The 15,510-nt window shown below is 73.4% G+C and carries 13 protein-coding genes and 1 pseudogene; 2 read left to right on the top strand and 12 right to left on the bottom strand.

Annotation, left to right across the window (positions count from 1 at the left end; all coding sequences use genetic code 11):
* A pseudogene (locus BXY45_RS03710) lies at positions 1-362 on the bottom strand (hypothetical protein); the annotation flags it as partial.
* A gap of 229 nt (positions 363-591) precedes the next feature.
* A complete protein-coding gene (purL, locus tag BXY45_RS03705) occupies positions 592-2,898 on the bottom strand; it encodes a phosphoribosylformylglycinamidine synthase subunit PurL (protein ID WP_245961631.1) in 2,307 nt (768 codons plus the stop codon).
* Between the two features lie 181 nt (positions 2,899-3,079).
* Between purL and BXY45_RS03700 the strand changes: the two genes are divergently transcribed.
* Positions 3,080-4,579 (top strand): nucleobase:cation symporter-2 family protein, encoded by a 1,500-nt coding sequence (locus BXY45_RS03700; RefSeq protein WP_109772931.1) that lies wholly within the window; start codon positions 3,080-3,082, stop codon positions 4,577-4,579.
* Here the strand turns inward: BXY45_RS03700 and BXY45_RS03695 are convergent.
* The 4 genes from BXY45_RS03695 to purS all read right to left on the bottom strand — a co-directional run bounded on the left by BXY45_RS03695 (position 4,557) and on the right by purS (position 7,300).
* The gene (locus tag BXY45_RS03695) at positions 4,557-5,105 is read right to left on the bottom strand and encodes an RNA polymerase sigma factor (protein WP_245961630.1); all 549 of its coding nucleotides are present in this window, start codon (positions 5,103-5,105) and stop codon (positions 4,557-4,559) included. The genes BXY45_RS03700 and BXY45_RS03695 overlap by 23 nt on opposite strands.
* On the bottom strand, positions 5,102-6,241 hold the full coding sequence (locus tag BXY45_RS03690) for a sensor domain-containing protein (protein ID WP_109772930.1): 1,140 nt from the start codon (positions 6,239-6,241) through the stop codon (positions 5,102-5,104). Before BXY45_RS03690 ends, BXY45_RS03695 begins: the two co-directional genes overlap by 4 nt.
* 76 nt (positions 6,242-6,317) lie before the next feature.
* Positions 6,318-7,019 (bottom strand): phosphoribosylformylglycinamidine synthase subunit PurQ, encoded by a 702-nt coding sequence (gene purQ, locus BXY45_RS03685; RefSeq protein ID WP_109772929.1) that lies wholly within the window; start codon positions 7,017-7,019, stop codon positions 6,318-6,320.
* Positions 7,016-7,300, bottom strand: a complete 285-nt coding sequence (purS, locus tag BXY45_RS03680; protein ID WP_109772928.1) for a phosphoribosylformylglycinamidine synthase subunit PurS — start codon at positions 7,298-7,300, stop codon at positions 7,016-7,018. Before purS ends, purQ begins: the two co-directional genes overlap by 4 nt.
* Before the next feature lie 54 nt (positions 7,301-7,354).
* On the opposite strand from purS, the gene BXY45_RS03675 reads away from it, so the two are divergent.
* The gene (locus BXY45_RS03675) at positions 7,355-8,023 is read left to right on the top strand and encodes an MBL fold metallo-hydrolase (RefSeq protein ID WP_109772927.1); all 669 of its coding nucleotides are present in this window, start codon (positions 7,355-7,357) and stop codon (positions 8,021-8,023) included.
* A 78-nt stretch (positions 8,024-8,101) separates the two neighbouring features.
* Here the strand turns inward: BXY45_RS03675 and BXY45_RS03670 are convergent, their stop codons facing one another.
* From BXY45_RS03670 to BXY45_RS03645, 6 genes are all read right to left on the bottom strand, one after another.
* Positions 8,102-9,604, bottom strand: a complete 1,503-nt coding sequence (locus BXY45_RS03670) for an FAD-dependent oxidoreductase (RefSeq protein ID WP_109772981.1) — start codon at positions 9,602-9,604, stop codon at positions 8,102-8,104.
* A 54-nt stretch (positions 9,605-9,658) separates the two neighbouring features.
* A complete protein-coding gene (locus BXY45_RS03665) occupies positions 9,659-10,606 on the bottom strand; it encodes a phosphoribosylaminoimidazolesuccinocarboxamide synthase (protein ID WP_109772926.1) in 948 nt (315 codons plus the stop codon).
* A complete protein-coding gene (locus tag BXY45_RS03660) occupies positions 10,603-11,655 on the bottom strand; it encodes a hypothetical protein (protein ID WP_109772925.1) in 1,053 nt (350 codons plus the stop codon). Before BXY45_RS03660 ends, BXY45_RS03665 begins: the two co-directional genes overlap by 4 nt.
* Positions 11,652-12,473 carry a hypothetical protein gene (locus BXY45_RS03655; protein ID WP_109772924.1) on the bottom strand — a complete coding sequence of 274 codons (822 nt, stop codon included), beginning with the start codon at positions 12,471-12,473 and terminating at the stop codon, positions 11,652-11,654. Before BXY45_RS03655 ends, BXY45_RS03660 begins: the two co-directional genes overlap by 4 nt.
* Before the next feature lie 321 nt (positions 12,474-12,794).
* Positions 12,795-14,093, bottom strand: coding sequence for a phosphoribosylamine--glycine ligase (gene purD / locus BXY45_RS03650; RefSeq protein ID WP_109772923.1), 1,299 nt, complete (start codon positions 14,091-14,093; stop codon positions 12,795-12,797).
* Positions 14,090-15,505 (bottom strand): aspartate aminotransferase family protein, encoded by a 1,416-nt coding sequence (locus tag BXY45_RS03645; RefSeq protein WP_109772922.1) that lies wholly within the window; start codon positions 15,503-15,505, stop codon positions 14,090-14,092. Before BXY45_RS03645 ends, purD begins: the two co-directional genes overlap by 4 nt.
* Positions 15,506-15,510: the final 5 nt, after the last annotated feature.

Genomic DNA, 15,510 nt, shown 5'->3' with positions numbered 1-15,510 from the left:
ATCCGGTCCAGCACCGCCAGCGCCATCGGCGGCGACAAGTACCGAGCACAGTCCAGCGCGGTGCGCTCCGGGGTGGTGACCAGCACCCCACCGAGTTCCATCACGTCGTGCGGATCCAGCGGCGCCTCGAAGATCGACGCGCCGCGCCACTTCGGGGTGCGGTTGCTGGCCGGCACCAGCCCCTGCAGCGGCACCGGGGAGGTGTCCAGTGCCGGGCCGCGCGGGTCGACCCCGTGGATCATCGCGGCGGTGGCACGGCACCTGACGACGTGCGGTGGGAGCACGAGCGCCGACGCCTGGGCGACGGCCAGCGGATCACCGAGGAGGCGGGAGTCGAGATAGACGCCCCAGAGGGGTTGCACGACCGCCCCGCTAGCGAGCAGCGCCGCTAGCTGATGGCGCGTCAACCCGACGTCAGCTAGCCCAGACCGCGTGAACGGCGGGAGGACGTCACCGAGGAGAGGAGTACGCACGACCACGCGTGGAGCGTGGCCCGGCAGGGTCCCTACTCGCCGGCCAAGCCCCAGCGCCTGTGGATAACTCGTCGACCGCTCGTTGAAAGTGGCCAACCGCCCATGATCACGGAGGGGGTCAGGAGCCGAAGACCTCGGGGAGGGTTCGCGTGTGCACGGCGCGCAGCTCTGACAGCGGCACCGTGAACAGCGGGGCGTCGGCAGAGACGTCGAGCACCGCCTCCTCACCGTCGGCCTCCACGCCGTCGGTGACACCGATGCGCAGGTGCGCGATCCCGCGGGCGGTGCACATGTCGGTGAAGCGCACCTCCTCCTCGCGGGGGACGGCGACGACGACGCGGCCGGCCGACTCGCTGAACAGCGCGGTCGCCACGTCGATGCCGTCGCGCTCGCACAGCTCGCCCAGCCACACGCGGGCACCGACGCCGCGGCGCAGGCAGCCCTCGACGAGGGCCTGCGAGAGGCCGCCCTCGGACAGGTCGTGCGCTGCATCGATGAGACCGTCGCGCGAGGCGTTGACCAGCACCGACGCGAGCACCTTCTCGTGCTCGAGGTCGACGACCGGGGGCAGCCCACCGAGGTGGCCGTGCACCTCCCACGCCCACTCCGAGCCCGACAGCTCCTCGCGGGTGGTGCCGAGCAGGAAGATCTGCTGGCCGGGCAGGGCCCACCCGGACGGGGTGCGGCGGGCGACGTCGTCGAGAACACCCAGCACGCCGACCACGGGGGTCGGGTGGATCGGCTCGTGGCCGGTCTGGTTGTAGAAGCTCACGTTGCCGCCGGTGACCGGCACGCCGAGCTCCACGCAAGCGTCCGCCAGGCCGGTGACGGCCTCGGAGAACTGCCACATGACGCCCGGGTCCTCCGGGGAGCCGAAGTTGAGGCAGTCGGTGACGGCCAGCGGCACCGCGCCGGCGGTGGCGACATTGCGGTACGACTCCGCGAGCGCCAGCTGCGCACCCACGCGCGGGTCGAGGTGGGCGAAGCGTCCGTTGGCGTCCAGCGACACCGCCACGCCGAGGCCACTCTCCTCGTCGACGCGGACCACGCCGGCGTCGTCGGGCATCGCCATGGCCGTGTTGCCGAGGACGTACCTGTCGTACTGGTCGGTGATCCACGCGCGGCTGCAGAGGTTGGCCGAGCCGGCGAGCTGCAGCACCTGCCCCCGCAGCTCCTCACCGGTGGTGGGGCGGGGCAGCGCCTCGGCCGGGTCGGCCTGGAGCACGTCCATGTCGGCCGGGCGGGCCCAGGGGCGCACGTAGACCGGGCCCTCGTGGGCGACGGTGCGCGGCGGGACGTCGACCACGGTCTCGCCGTGCCACGTGATCTGCAGGCGACCGGTGCCGGTCACCTCACCGATGACGGTGGCCTCCACCTCCCACTTGCCGGTGATGGCCATGAACGCGTCGAGGTGCTGGGGCTCAACCACCGCCATCATCCGCTCCTGCGACTCGCTCATGAGCACCTCTTCGGGGCGCAGCGAGGAGTCACGCAGGGGCACGGTGTCGAGGCGGACGGCCATGCCGCCGTCGCCGGCGGAGGCCAGCTCGGACGTGGCGCAGGAGAGCCCGGCGCCGCCGAGGTCCTGGATGCCGGCGACGACGCCGGCGTGGAAGAGCTCCAGGCAGCACTCGATGAGCAGCTTCTCGGCGAACGGGTCGCCCACCTGCACCGCGGGGCGCTTGGACGGGCCACCTTCGTCGAAGGTCTCCGACGCGAGGACGGACACGCCGCCGATGCCGTCGCCACCGGTGCGCGAGCCGAACAGCACCACGAGGTTGCCCTCGCCGGTGGCGTTGGCCAGGTGGATGTCCTCGTGGCGCATCGTGCCGACGCACAGCGCGTTGACCAGCGGGTTGCCCTGGTAGACCGGGTCGAAGATGACCTCGCCGCCGACGTTGGGCAGGCCCAGGCAGTTGCCGTACCCGCCGACCCCGGCGACGACGCCGGGCACCACGCGGGCGGTGTCAGGGTGGTCGAGCGCACCGAAGCGCAGCGAGTCCATGACGGCCACCGGGCGCGCGCCCATGGCGAGGATGTCGCGCACGATGCCGCCGACACCCGTGGCGGCGCCCTGGTGCGGCTCGATGTAGCTGGGGTGGTTGTGGCTCTCGACCTTGAAGGTCACCGCCCAGCCGTCGCCGATGTCGACGACGCCAGCGTTCTCACCGATGCCCACGAGCAGCTTCTCGCGCATCGCGTCGGTGGTCTTGACCCCGAACTGACGCAGGTGCGTCTTGGAGGACTTGTAGGAGCAGTGCTCGCTCCACATGACCGAGTACATGGCCAGCTCGCACGCGGTGGGGCGGCGGCCGAGGATCGTGCAGATGCGCTCGAACTCATCGTCCTTGAGCCCGAGCTCGCCGTAGGGCAGCTCGTGGTCAGGCGTCGCTGCGGCGTGGTCCACGGTGTCGAGCAGGCTCACGTCCCCAGAGCGTAGTGACCCGGTCGGACAGCGAAGAACACCGCAGGTCAGGAGGAGGACGACGACGACAGAGCCACCGCTGGCTGCTCGGCGCTCGTCACACGGACGTGACCTCGCGGTGACCGGGCGAGGCAGGTCTGAGCGCACCCTCAGGCGACTCCCCGTCTCCTCGGAGGTGCCCATGGCCGCCAGCCCCGTTAGCCCTGCCAGCTCTCCCAGCCCAGCCAGCAGCGTCCACCCCGTCGATCGGGTACCCCCGGTCAGCAAGCTGCTCACCCTGGGGCTCCAGCACGTCCTCATCATGTACACCGGCTGCGTCACGGTGCCGCTCGTCTTCGGGGCCGCCGTGGGCCTGGACGCCACCACGATCGGCCTGCTCATCAACGCCGACCTGCTCGTGGCCGGCGTCATCACGATCATCCAGAGCCTCGGCATCGGGAAGGTGCTCGGCGTGCGGCTGCCCGTCGTCGCCGGGGCCACCTTCGCCGCTGTGACGCCGATGATCCTCATCGCCGGCGAGTACGGCCTGCAGGCGGTGTACGGCTCGTTCCTCGCGGCGGGCGTCTTCGGGCTGCTGGTCGCCGTGCCGTTCGCGAGGGTGGTGAGGTTCTTCCCACCGGTGGTCACCGGGGTCACCATCACCGTCATCGGGCTGTCGCTCATCGGCGTCGCCGGGGGCCTCATCGCCGGGAACGACCCCACCGCCGACGACTACGCGCTGCCCTCCCACCTGGGCCTGGCGGCCGCCGTCGTCGTGACGATCGTGCTGGTGATGCGGTTCGTGCGGGGGTTCTTCGGTCAGCTGGCCGTGCTCGTCGGGCTCGCCGTGGGTGTGGTCATCGCGGCACCGATGGGCCTGGTCGACTTCGCCTCCGTCGGCAGCGCGTCCTGGGTGGGCGTGGCCCAGCCGTTCCTCTTCGGTGCCCCGGAGTTCCCGCCGGCGGCCGTCATCGCCATGTGCATCGTCATGCTCGTGATCTTCACCGAGTCGACCGCGGACATGCTCGCCGTCGGCGAGCTCGTCGGGCGCCCCGTGACCCCGAAGGCCCTCGCGCGAGGCCTCGCCGCCGACGGCCTGTCGGGTGTGCTCGCCGGTTCCTTCAACGCCTTCCTCGACACCGCGTTCGCGCAGAACGTCGGGCTGATCTCCATGACCGGTGTCCGCAGCCGGTTCGTGGTCACCGCGGCCGGCGGGATCCTCGTGGTGCTCGGCCTCGTCCCGAAGATCGGCGAGGTGTTCGCGGCGCTTCCGGCGCCCGTGGTCGGCGGTGCGGGACTGGTGATGTTCGCGACCGTCGCGGCGGTCGGCATCCGCACCCTGGCCCGCGTGGACTGGAGCGACCGCGGCAACTCGGTGATCGTCGCCGTCGCCATCGGGGTGGGCATGCTGCCCGTCGTCAAGGCGGGCATCTACAGCAACTTCCCCTCGTGGGTGCAGATCATCCTGGGCAGCGCCATCACCGGCGCAGTGCTCACGGCCTTCGTGCTGAACCTGCTCTTCCACCACCTGGCGTGGCGCCCCATGGAGCCCGAACCCGCCCACGACGAGCCCCTCGCCGACACCACCATCGACCTCACGGCCCCCGGTGGACCTGCCAGCGGCCTGCCCGAGGGCGGCATGCCGGTGGGCGCCTCGGCAAGCTCCGACGCAGCCGAGGTCAGCCCGTCGAGTCGTCAGTGAGCACGCCGTCGCGCCGCAGCGCCGCCAGACCGCGGGCGGCGCTGCTGCGCACGGTGGCCTGTGCCATGCCCAGCAGGTCGGCGATCTCCGCGTCGGGCATCTGCTCGTAGTAGCGCAGCACCAGCACCGCACGATGCCGCGGCGGCAGGCGACGCAGGGCGGTCAGCAGGGCGTCGCGATCGCCGCGGTGTCCGGCGCCGTCGTCGATCCCGCCGGTCACCGGCTCCGGCAGCTCCTCGGGCTCCGTCGACCGCTCGCGTCGCGTGGAAGCGCGCCGCCAGAAGCTCATCGCCTGGTTGACGAGCATCCGGTTCACGTACGCCGCCGGGTCGGATGCGGCGCTCACCTTCTCCCAGCTAACCAGGGCCTTGGCCAGCACCTCCTGCACGAGGTCCTCCGCGTCGGCCTCCGAGCGCACGAGACCCCGGGCCATCGAGAGCAGGGGGCCGCTGCGAGCGGCCACGAGGTCTTCGAAGCCCGGGGCGGATCCGGTGCGCGGCCGGCGCAACAGGGAAGCGACGCTCACGGCGCCCCCGCGGAGGGCAGTGGCCCGGAGAAGGTGACACCGCCGCCGGTTGCCCGGGTCACCGCCGTACGGACGGCGGGCGCGAGGGCGGCGTACGCGGCCTGAGCGCTGGAGGCGTCGGAGGTGGCGTCCAGCTGGACGAGCACGCTGCCCACCGCCACGTAGATCCGCAGCGTCGGGGCGCCCTGGCCGGACGTGGAGGCCAGCACGACCGCCTGCCCACCGTCGGGTGTCACGGAGCTCGCATCGAGCTCGGTGGTCGGCCCGGTGCCCTCCTGCCCGGGACCGGTGCACCCGGGCAGCGCCTGGCGGACCTGCTCCAGTGCGGAGGCGGCGGCAGCAGGACCGGGGACGACGGCGACGCGCTCCACGACGCCCGGCGGCTCCGCCGCAGAGGCCGAGGGCGCCGCGAGGAGGTCGACACGCCACAGCTGCAGCGTGTCCACGAAGCCAGCGTCACCGTCGACGCAGGCGCCCAGCGGCGCCCTGAGGTTGGGCCCCTGCGCGGACTCCTGCACGGAGGTCGAAAGTGACGTGGGCGCTGCCTCTTGGACCGGTGCGGACTCCTGGACGGGTGCGGAGAAGGCGCCGGACAGGTCGGCGGCCGTGAGCATCGAGGCGTCGCTGAGCGTCGGCCCTGCGGCAGCGAGAAGGCTGCCGGTGTACGACTCCGCGCTGTTGCCCGTGGCGCTGTCTGGCACGGCGCCGCTCGCGCCGCCCACCTGCGCTTCCGAGGCGCTGGACGCGGAGGCGGATTGCGGCCCACTCGCCGCCGCGGAATCCGCGGAACCACCGGAGGACGTGCTCTCCGGGAACGACAGGTGCATGCCGGGCAGCACCAGGCTCCCGACGAAGACCGCCACGGCTGCGGCCGCGGCGGCACCGCCCAGCACGCTCGCCTGACGGCGGCGCTGGAGTCGTGCGGCCCGGCGCTCCACGGCGGACAGCAGCGAGGACGGCCGCTCCGGCTGAGCCTGCCCGGACGCGCCGCCCGCCGTCGTCGTCCTGGTCTGAGGACCGGACGACGAGCTGTCGGCGGAGCCGTCGAGTACTGCGCGGAAGGCGCGCGCGACGTCGTCGGAGCCCTCGTCGGGGTCTCCACCGGTGCTCCCGGTCAGGTCGGTCGGTCGGTCCACGGGTCTAGGACGCTTCCGCGGGCGCTGCCGTGGCAGTGGAGCGCATGACGACCGGTACCACCACCCGGACGGGCGGTCAGGCGCTCGCGAGCGCCTGGAGCACCGAGGTGAAGAACCCGAGGCCGTCGGTGCCGTTACCGCTGGCGCCGCCGCCGTGCTCGCTGGGCCCGTAGCCGGGCTCGGTGGCGTGCTCGGGGTGCGGCATGAGGCCGACGATGCGCCCGGAGGCGTCGCGGACGCCGGCGATGTCGCGCTGGGAGCCGTTGGGGTTGCCCCCGAGGTAGCGGAAGACCACGCGGCCCTCGCCCTCGAGCTCGTCGAGGGTGCGCTGGTCGGCGTTGTAGCCGCCCTCGCCGTTCTTCAGCGGGATGACGATCTCCTGGCCGGCCTCGAACGCCGAGGTCCAGGCGGTGCTGGCGTCCTCGACGCGCAGGCGCTGGTCACGGCAGACGAAGGTGCGCACGTCGTTGCGCACGAGCGCGCCGGGCAGCAGGCCGGCCTCGCAGAGCACCTGGAAGCCGTTGCAGATACCGAGCACGGGCATTCCGCCGCGTGCGGCCTCGACCACCGAGCCCATGACCGGGGCGATGCTGGCGATGGCGCCGGCGCGCAGGTAGTCGCCGTAGGAGAAGCCGCCGGGGAGGACGACGGCGTCGACACCGCGCAGGTCAGCGTCGGCGTGCCACAGCGCGACGGCCTCACCGCCGCCGCGGACGACGGCGCGCGCGGCGTCGCGGTCGTCCAGGGAGCCGGGGAAGGTGACGACGCCGATCTTCACGCGGAGGCCCCGGCGTGCGCCGCCTGGTCGGCGGCGTCGGCGTCGACCACGGCGACGACGTCTTCGATGACGGGGTTGGCCAGGAGCTTCTCGGCGGCCTTGCGGGCCTGCGCGAGGACCTCCGGCGTCACCGGACCCTCGACCACCAGCTCGAATCGCTTGCCCTGCCGCACGTCCACGAACCCGGTCAGGCCGAGGCGCGGCAGCGCCGCTGCCACCGCCTTGCCCTGGGGGTCAAGGATCTCGGGCTTCGGCATCACCTGGACCAGCACGCGTCCCACGGGTGAGCAGCCTAGAGGGTCGCGGGAGGTGCCCTGTCGGTCCACGATGCAGGCATGCGCATCTCGCACCTCGGACACGCCTGCCTGCTTGTGGAGGCCGCCGGAAGCCGCGTGCTGATCGACCCGGGCACGTTCTCCACCGGATGGGAAGAACTGAGCAACCTCGACGCGGTCGTCATCACCCACCAGCATCCCGACCACGTGGACGTCGAGAAGCTGCCGGCCCTGCTGGAGAGCAACGACGGCGCACTGCTGCGAGCCGAACCGGAGACCGCGGCGTCGCTGGCCGACTCCCGCCTCGGGGACGACGGCGACGTCGACCTGGCGGCGTTCCACCCCGGTGAGGTGCTGCAGCTGGGCGCGGTGACCGTGCGCGCCGTCGGCGGTCAGCACGCGCTCATCCACCCGGAGGTGCCTCGGGTGGGCAACACGGGCCTGGTGATCAGCGCGCCGGGCGAGCCGGTGCTGTTCGTCCCGGGTGACGCGTACGACACCACCCCCGAGGGCGTCGACGTGCTCGCGCTGCCGCTCAACGCGCCCTGGGCGACGTCGGCGATGACGATCGACTTCCTGCGAGCCGTGGCTCCGTCCGTGGCCGCGGTGCCGGTGCACGACGCTTTGCTGTCGGCCACGGGCCGCAAGGGCTACCTGGCGAACATCGGGCGCCTGTGCAGCGGCGTGGACATCCGCGACGACGGCGGCCACGGCGTCCACGAGTTCTGATCCCCCTCGCGACGACCGTGATCATGGGCAGTCGGCCATCGCTCCCAGGGTGGCCAACTGCCCATGATCACGGCGGGATCAGAGCCCGTAGGCCTCCAGGAGGCGCAGCCAGACCTCGCTGATCGTCGGGTAGGCCGGCACGGCATGCCACAGGCGTTCCAGCGGCACCTCCCCGACCACCGCGACGGTGGCAGAGTGCAGCAGCTCCGCGGTGTCCGGCCCCACGAACGTCACCCCGACCACCACGCGCCGGTCTTCGTCGACCACCATCCGCGCCCACCCGGTGTACCCGTCGGCGTGCAGCGCGGAGCCGGCCACGGCGATGTCGAGGTCCACCACCCGCGTGCGCAGACCGGCACGTTCGGCCTGGGCGGCGGTCAGGCCCACCGACGTCACCTCGGGATCGGTGAACGTCACCTGGGTGACCGCCTGCTGCTGGGCGGTGGTCGCGTGGGCGCCCCACGCACCGTCGTGCACCTGCTCGCCCCTCGCCCGGGCGGCGATGACGTCACCTACGGCCCGCGCTACGTACTTGCCCATGTGCGTCAGCGGAGCGTCACCCGTGACGTCGCCAGCGGCGTACAGCCACGGCTGCCCGCCCTGATCCAGCGCTGAGCCCTGCGCCAGACCCGTTGCCGCCCCCGTGGTGTCGACTGCCAGCGCCGCGTCGGTGGGCAGCCCCACGGTGTCGAGGCCGACGTCGCCGACCGCGGGCCTCCGGCCGGTGGCCACCAGCAGCTCGTCGGCCACCAGCGCGGTGCCATCGGCCAGCACGAGCGTCACCGGGCCGTCGCCGTCGTCGTCCTCATCGGAACTCTCACGACTGACCGACACCGCCCTCGTGTGCAGGCGCACATCGACGCCCTCCTCACGCAGCGCGTCGGCCACCAGCTCGCCGGCTCTCGGCTCGTTCTTGCTGAGCAGGGTCGAGGAAGCGACCAGCGTCACGGTCGACCCCAGCCGCGCGAACGCCTGCGCCAGCTCGCAGCCCACCACGCCAGCCCCGAGCACGACCAGGCTGGCGGGTACGCGGGCGGCGCTGGTGGCCTCGCGGCTGCCCCAGTGGGGCGTATCCCGGAGCCCCTCCACCGGCGGCAGGGACGGTGTGGAGCCGGTGGCGACGACGACGGCGCGGCGCGCGGCAATCGTCGTCGTGGTGCCGTCGGGGGCGGTGACCTCCACGCGCTTCTCACCCGCGACGCGGCCGTGGCCGCGCACCACGGTGATGTCGGCACCGACAGCCCACTCCACCTGGCCGCCGTCGTCCCACCCGGAGGTGAAGGAGTCGCGCCGGGCCAGCACGGCGGCGGCATCGACCGAGCCGGTGACGGCCTCGCGAGCGCCCGGCAGGCGCCGCGCCGCGGCCAGCGCCTGCGTAGGCCGGATGAGCGCCTTGGACGGCATGCACGCCCAGTACGAGCACTCCCCGCCGAGCAGCTCGGCCTCGACGATGACGGCACTCAGGCCGCCGCGCACGGCGCGGGCCGCGACGTTCTCACCGACCGGGCCGCCTCCGATGACGACGACGTCGGCCTCCGTGACGTCAGCGGCCGGCGTGGTCTTCGCGTCGGAGCGGTGCAGGTCGTGGGTGTGCGAGGGCGTGGGCACGGCCCCCACGCTGCCCCACGGCTCGGGTTACTGCCAGCGGCGTCCGGTCAGCCGCTCGTAGGCCTCGACGTAGCGGGCGCGGGTGCGCTCGACCACGTCGTCGGGCAGCGGGGGCGGCGGCTCGGTCGAGATGCGCGACCACCCGGAGGCGGGCGAGGTCAGCCAGTCGCGCACGTACTGCTTGTCGAAGCTCGGCTGCGCGCGGCCCGGCTGCCAGCCGTCGGCGGGCCAGAAGCGGGAGGAGTCGGGGGTGAGCAGCTCGTCACCGAGGACGAGCGAGGCCGGGTCGGCGGGGTCACCGTCGGGGTCGAGACCGAACTCCACCTTGGTGTCGGCCAGCAGCACGCCGCGCTCGGCGGCCACCGCCGCGCCGCGGCTGTACAGCTCCACGGTCACCTGCTTGAGCTGCGCCCCGCGCTCCGCGCCGACCAGGGCCGCGACCCCGGCCTCGTTGATCGGCTCGTCGTGCAGGCCCACGGCTGCCTTGGTGGTGGGGGTGAACAGCGGCGCGCGCAGGCGGTCGCCGTCCTCAAGACCGGGCGGCAGCTCCACCCCGGCCAGCGAGCCCGTGGCGCGGTACTCCGCGAGCCCGGACCCGGTGAGGTAACCGCGGGCGATGCACTCCACCGGCAGCATCTCGAGGCGCCGCACCACCATCGCGCGGCCCGCCACCTGGCCAGGCACGCCGTGCTCAGCTCCGGCGCCCACCACGTGGTGGCGCACGAGGCCCCAGTCCTCCAGTTGCTCGAACCACCACAGGCTCAGCGCCGTCAGCAGCGCGCCCTTGTCGGGGATGGGGGTGGCCAGCACGTGGTCGTACGCGCTGATGCGGTCACTGACGACGAGCAGCAGCCGTGACGGGTCGTCGTGGGCGGCGTAGAGCTGGCGCACCTTGCCGGCGTGCAGCGGGCTCCAGCCCGGCAGCTCCTGCGGCAGGTCGCGCGCGGACGCGGCGTCGGTCTCAGGCGTGCTCACCCCGCAAACCCTGGCAGGGGTGTGCCGCGCAGCGGCGCGGGGGTGGGCCGTCCGCGGGCTTCATCCGCCGCCCAGCGCACCGCCAGTGACGCCTGGTCGAGGCTGAGGGGCGGCACGGAGGCTGCGGTACCGGGCGCACCGACGGCCGTCGCTGCCACCGAAAACGTCCATCGCTGCTCGACGACCAGCACCGCCTGGTGCACGGTGATCACCCGCACCGGTGCGCCGAAACCCGGGCTGTGGGGGCCACCGAGCGTCTCCTGCCACGTTCGCAGCGCCACCACCTGTTCCTCGCCGGAGGGGCTCGTGACAGTGCGGAGGGCGCACTCGGGCGGATCACCGGACTCGCTGTCGACGGCGGGGACCGGAACCGCTCCCGGCACCGCGCACGGGTCGGTGACCGCGGGCGCGGTGAGGGGCGTGGTGATACGCCAGACGACGGTGGCGCTCGCCCCGGCACCCTCCGACAGGCCCACCACACGTGTCCCGGCCACCGCGGGCACCGGGAGGGCGCCGTCGCCGTCGTCCTCTTCGTCGTCACCGTCCCCGTCGTCGCGGTCAACGGAGGTGGGGCGCGCGGTCCGCTCGGCGTCGAGGAGCCGCGGGGAGCCGTCACCGAGGCGCTGCTCCGTCGTGCGGACGGTGCGCGTCGTGGCGCGCGACCAGTCGAGGTCAGGCAGCCGCGGAGCGGCACCGGCCAGCGCGGCGGTCATGAGGCGCTGCTGGAAGGCCAAATCTTCCGGCAGCAGGGCCAGTGCCTCGACCTCGCGGAGGCGGTGCTCCCGCGAGCGCCGCTGCTGCTCCTGCCAGACGGTGACCTCCGCGGCGGCGCGGGCGGCCCGATCGACCTCCAGCGCAGCGACCCGCAGCTGCTCGCGCTGGTCCTCGTGGCGAACCAGGACGACGACGACGGCGACCGCGAGCACTGCCCCCGCCACGGCGACGCGCCCGCGATGTCGCCTGGGGTCGCGCCCGGAGTCGCCTGGGCGGACCTCGGCGTCGCCGTCGTCGTCCTGGTCGTCGAGCTCCACCACCGAGTCGTCGGTCATGGTTCGGGTCCAGCCACCAGCAGCGCGGCGGCAGCGGCGCCGAGCGCCGGCCCGTCCAGCGGCAATGGGGCGCCGCCGGTGCTCCACACGGCCACCGACGCGGCGCGCCCCTCGCTGACCAGCACGACCTCACGCAGGCGCACGGCGGAGTCGCCGTCGCCGGTGTCGCCCTCCCGCACCGCCGTGCCGCGCACCCCGGCAGCCATGACGCGGCAGCCGAGCGCGGAGTCGCCGCCCTGCACCCAGCCCCAGTCGGTGATCCTCACCACCGGCACCTGGCACGGCGTGCTCCCGCTGGCCGCGGGCAGTCCCGTGACCAGGCGAAAGCCGATGCGCTGGACGCCGGGAGTGCCCGGCGCCTGGAGCCACTCGCCCATCACCTGAAGGTCCAGCGGCTCGTCGGCGTACGCGGCGCGGGCACCGAGGTCGGCGGGCCACCACACCGGCCCGCCCGTGCCGTCAATGCCGTCCGTACCGTCGGCGTCGAGCCCGACGACGGCGTCGTCGACGGCCGTCCGGGCAGACTTCACCAGCCCGAGGCGCTGCTCCAGGGCGGTGGCGCGGGGTCCGTCGTCGTCCTGGCGCTGCCTCTGCACGGCGGTGCGCTCTGCGGCCTGCTGCTCGGCGAGGGCCCCACGGTGCTGCCAGCTGCCGACGCCGACGAGTCCCGCGATCAGCAGCACACCCGCGACTGCTGCCGTGCTCCCTCGTGGGCGACGACGCGACGCCCCGTGGTGCCCGGAGTCATCGAGGGGGTCGGAGGCGTCGTCGTCCGCTGACAGGTCGACAGGCTCGACCTCGCCTGCGCTGGCGGCCACAGCGCATCATCACCCCGCGCGCCCGAGGCGGCCATTCACACCCTGAATCCGCGACGATCACTCGACGATGCGCCGATTCAGCCGGAGAACTCCTCGCCCCAACCCCCTCGGTGACGATCAAGGATTTTCACGCCACAACAGGGGCGTGAGCTGCGCACTTACCCCAGCAACCCGGTGCAGATCTTGGCGATCGGTCCGCCCAGCGAGCACTGAGGAGCCGATCGATCGCCAAGATCTGCGTGATCTCTGATGGTCGGAAGCCTCCCGACCGCGGCCACAGCGTGGTGGCGCTCAGTTCCTTGATCGCCTCGGCGACGGGGGTCAGGTGAGGGTGAGCGTGCCCTCGGCGGCGGCCAGGGCGATGTCGCTGCGGAACTGGCCGCCCTCCAGCGAGATGCCGGCCAGCCGCTCGTAGGCGGCGGCGCGGGCAGCGGCCAGGTCGTCACCGGAGCCGACCACCGACAGCACGCGGCCGCCGGCGGACACCAGTGCGCCGGAGGCGTCCAGCGCCGTCCCGGCGTGCAGCACCCACGCCCGCTCCTGCAGGCCCCCGGCGTCAGCGCCGGCGAGGGCACCACCGGTCTTCGCCGAGGCCGGGTACCCCGGCGCCGCGAGGACGACAACAACGGCGGCACCCCGCGACCAGCGAAGCGACCCCACGTCGGCCAGATGGCTCGCCAGCCGACCCGTGGCGCACGCGTGCAGCAGCGCCCCCAGCGGCGTCCGCAGCCGCGCGAGCACCACCTGGGTCTCGGGGTCACCGAAGCGGGCGTTGAACTCCACCACGCGCACACCGCGAGACGTCAGCGCCAGGCCGCAGTAGAGGACCCCGGCGAACGGGGTGCCGCGGCGGCGCATCTCGTCGATGACGGGCTGCGCGACGCGCTCGACCACCTCGTCGACCAGGCCCGGCGGCGCCCACGGCAGCGGCGAGTAGGCGCCCATGCCTCCGGTGTTGGGCCCTTCGTCGCCGTCGAGGGCGCGCTTGAAGTCCTGTGCGGGTGCCAGCGGCACCACCGACGTCCCGTCGGAGAGCACGAAGAGCGACACCTCGGGGCCGTCGAGGAACTCCTCGACGACCACCTGCGCACCCTCCCGGGACAGGCAGGCGGCGGCGTGCTCGAGGGCCTCGTCACGGGACGACGTCACGACGACGCCCTTGCCCGCGGCGAGGCCGTCGTCCTTGACGACGTGCGGGGCTCCGAACAGGTCGAGCGCCTCGGCGACCTCCTCGACGGTTCCGCACACGCGCGCCATGGCGGTAGGCACGCTCGCGGCGGCCATGATCTGCTTGGCGAAGGCCTTGCTGCCCTCCAGCGCGGCGGCGTCGGCGGAGGGACCGAAGCACGCGATGCCCGCCGCGCGCACGGCGTCGGCCACACCCGCCACCAGCGGAGCCTCGGGACCGACGACGACGAGGTCGACGCCCAGCTCCTGCGCCAGCGCGGTGACCGCGTCACCGTCGCACGGGTCGACGGGGAGACAGCCCAGCACCCCCGGCTCCGCAGCCGGGCCGGGGCTTCCGGGGGCGACCCACACGGCGGTCACGGCCTCGTCGGAGGCCAACGAGCGCGCCAGAGCGTGCTCGCGCGCGCCCGAGCCGACGACGAGGACCTTCACGCGCTGAACACCTCTCCGAGGGCGGCGTCGAGCTGCTCCAGGCCCCAGCGGGCCTCGTCGTCGCTGACGGTGCAGGGAGGCACGACGTGGGTGCGGTTGCCGTTGACGAAGGGCAGCAGCCCGCGGGACAGGCACGCCTTGGTGAACGCCGCCATGGGCGCGTTCGCGGCGCCGGTGGCGCCCGCCGGCACCACCGGCTCGCGGGTCTCGCGGCTCTTCACCAGCTCCACCGCCCAGAACACGCCTGTGCCGCGGACCTCGCCGACGACGGCGTGGCGCGCGGCGATGTCGCGCAGAGCCGGACCGATGATGTCCTCGCCGAGGTGGCGAGCGTGCTCGACGACGCCCTCGTCCTCCATGGCACGCAGCGTCGCGACGGATGCGGCGCACGCCAGCGGGTGCCCGGAGTAGGTCAGGCCCCCGGGGAAGGCGCGCTCGTCGAAGGTGGCGGCCACCTCGTCGGAGAGCACGACGCCACCCAGCGGCACGTAGCCGGAGTTGACGCCCTTGGCGATGGTCACGATGTCGGGGTCGATGCGCTCCCCATCCCCGTGGACGTCGTACCCGAACCACGTGCCCGTGCGCCCGAACCCGGCCATGACCTCGTCGAGGATGAGCACGATGCCGTGGCGGCGGGTGATCTCGCGGACGCCGGCGAGGTAGCCGGGCGGCGGAACCATGATCCCCGCGGTACCCGGCACGGACTCCAGGACGAGCGCGGCGATGGTGCTCGGGCCCTCCAGGGTGATCACCTGCTCGAGGTGCTCCAGTGCGCGCCGGCACTCCTCGGCCTCGGTGCTGGAGTGGAACACCGAGCGATACAGGTACGGCCCGAAGAAGTGGACGATGCCCTCGGCGCCGGAGTCGTTGGCCCAGCGGCGCGGGTCTCCGGTCAGGTGGATCGCCGTCTGGGTGTTGCCGTGGTAGCTGCGGTAGCGGGCCAGCACCTTGCGGCGGCCGGTGTGCTGCCGGGCCGCGCGCACCGCGTTCTCGTTCGCCTCGGCACCACCGGTGGTGAAGAACACCTTGTTGAGGCGGCTCCCCGGAAGGTGCGAGGTGATGAGGCGGGCGGCCTCACCGCGCACGTCGACGGCGTGCTGCGGGGCCACCGTCGCGAGCTTGGCGGCCTGCTCGCCGATCGCCGCGACCACCTTGGGGTGGCCGTGCCCGATGTTGGTGAAGACCAGCTGGCTGGAGAAGTCGAGCAGGGGCCGTCCCTCGGCGTCGTACACCCAGGAGCCCTCGGCTCCGGTGACCACCATCGGCGAGATGAGCTTCTGCGCCGACCACGAGTGGAAGACGTGAGCGCTGTCGAGCTCGCGGGTGCGGGCGACGGCGGCGGCGTCGACCGGGCGCGGCGGCGGCACCACGCTCGTCGTCGGTGAGGTCGTCGGAACGGCGGTGCTCGGCATCGGGG

The organism is Quadrisphaera granulorum (genome assembly GCF_003149145.1).
In the GTDB taxonomy this organism is placed as follows: Bacteria; Actinomycetota; Actinomycetes; order Actinomycetales; family Quadrisphaeraceae; genus Quadrisphaera; species Quadrisphaera granulorum.
Note: the sequence above shows the minus strand (reverse complement) of the source record. Positions and strands in the feature narration are given on the sequence as shown.

Bases quoted from the DNA above. Each gene is read 5' to 3' on its own strand.
- BXY45_RS03700 (WP_109772931.1), top strand. From the start codon at position 3,080: ATGGCCGCCAGCCCCGTTAGCCCTGCCAGCTCTCCCAGCCCAGCCAGC.
- BXY45_RS03675 (WP_109772927.1), top strand. From the start codon at position 7,355: ATGCGCATCTCGCACCTCGGACACGCCTGCCTGCTTGTGGAGGCCGCC.
- BXY45_RS03660 (WP_109772925.1), bottom strand. From the start codon at position 11,655: ATGACCGACGACTCGGTGGTGGAGCTCGACGACCAGGACGACGACGGC.
- BXY45_RS03645 (WP_109772922.1), bottom strand. From the start codon at position 15,505: ATGCCGAGCACCGCCGTTCCGACGACCTCACCGACGACGAGCGTGGTG.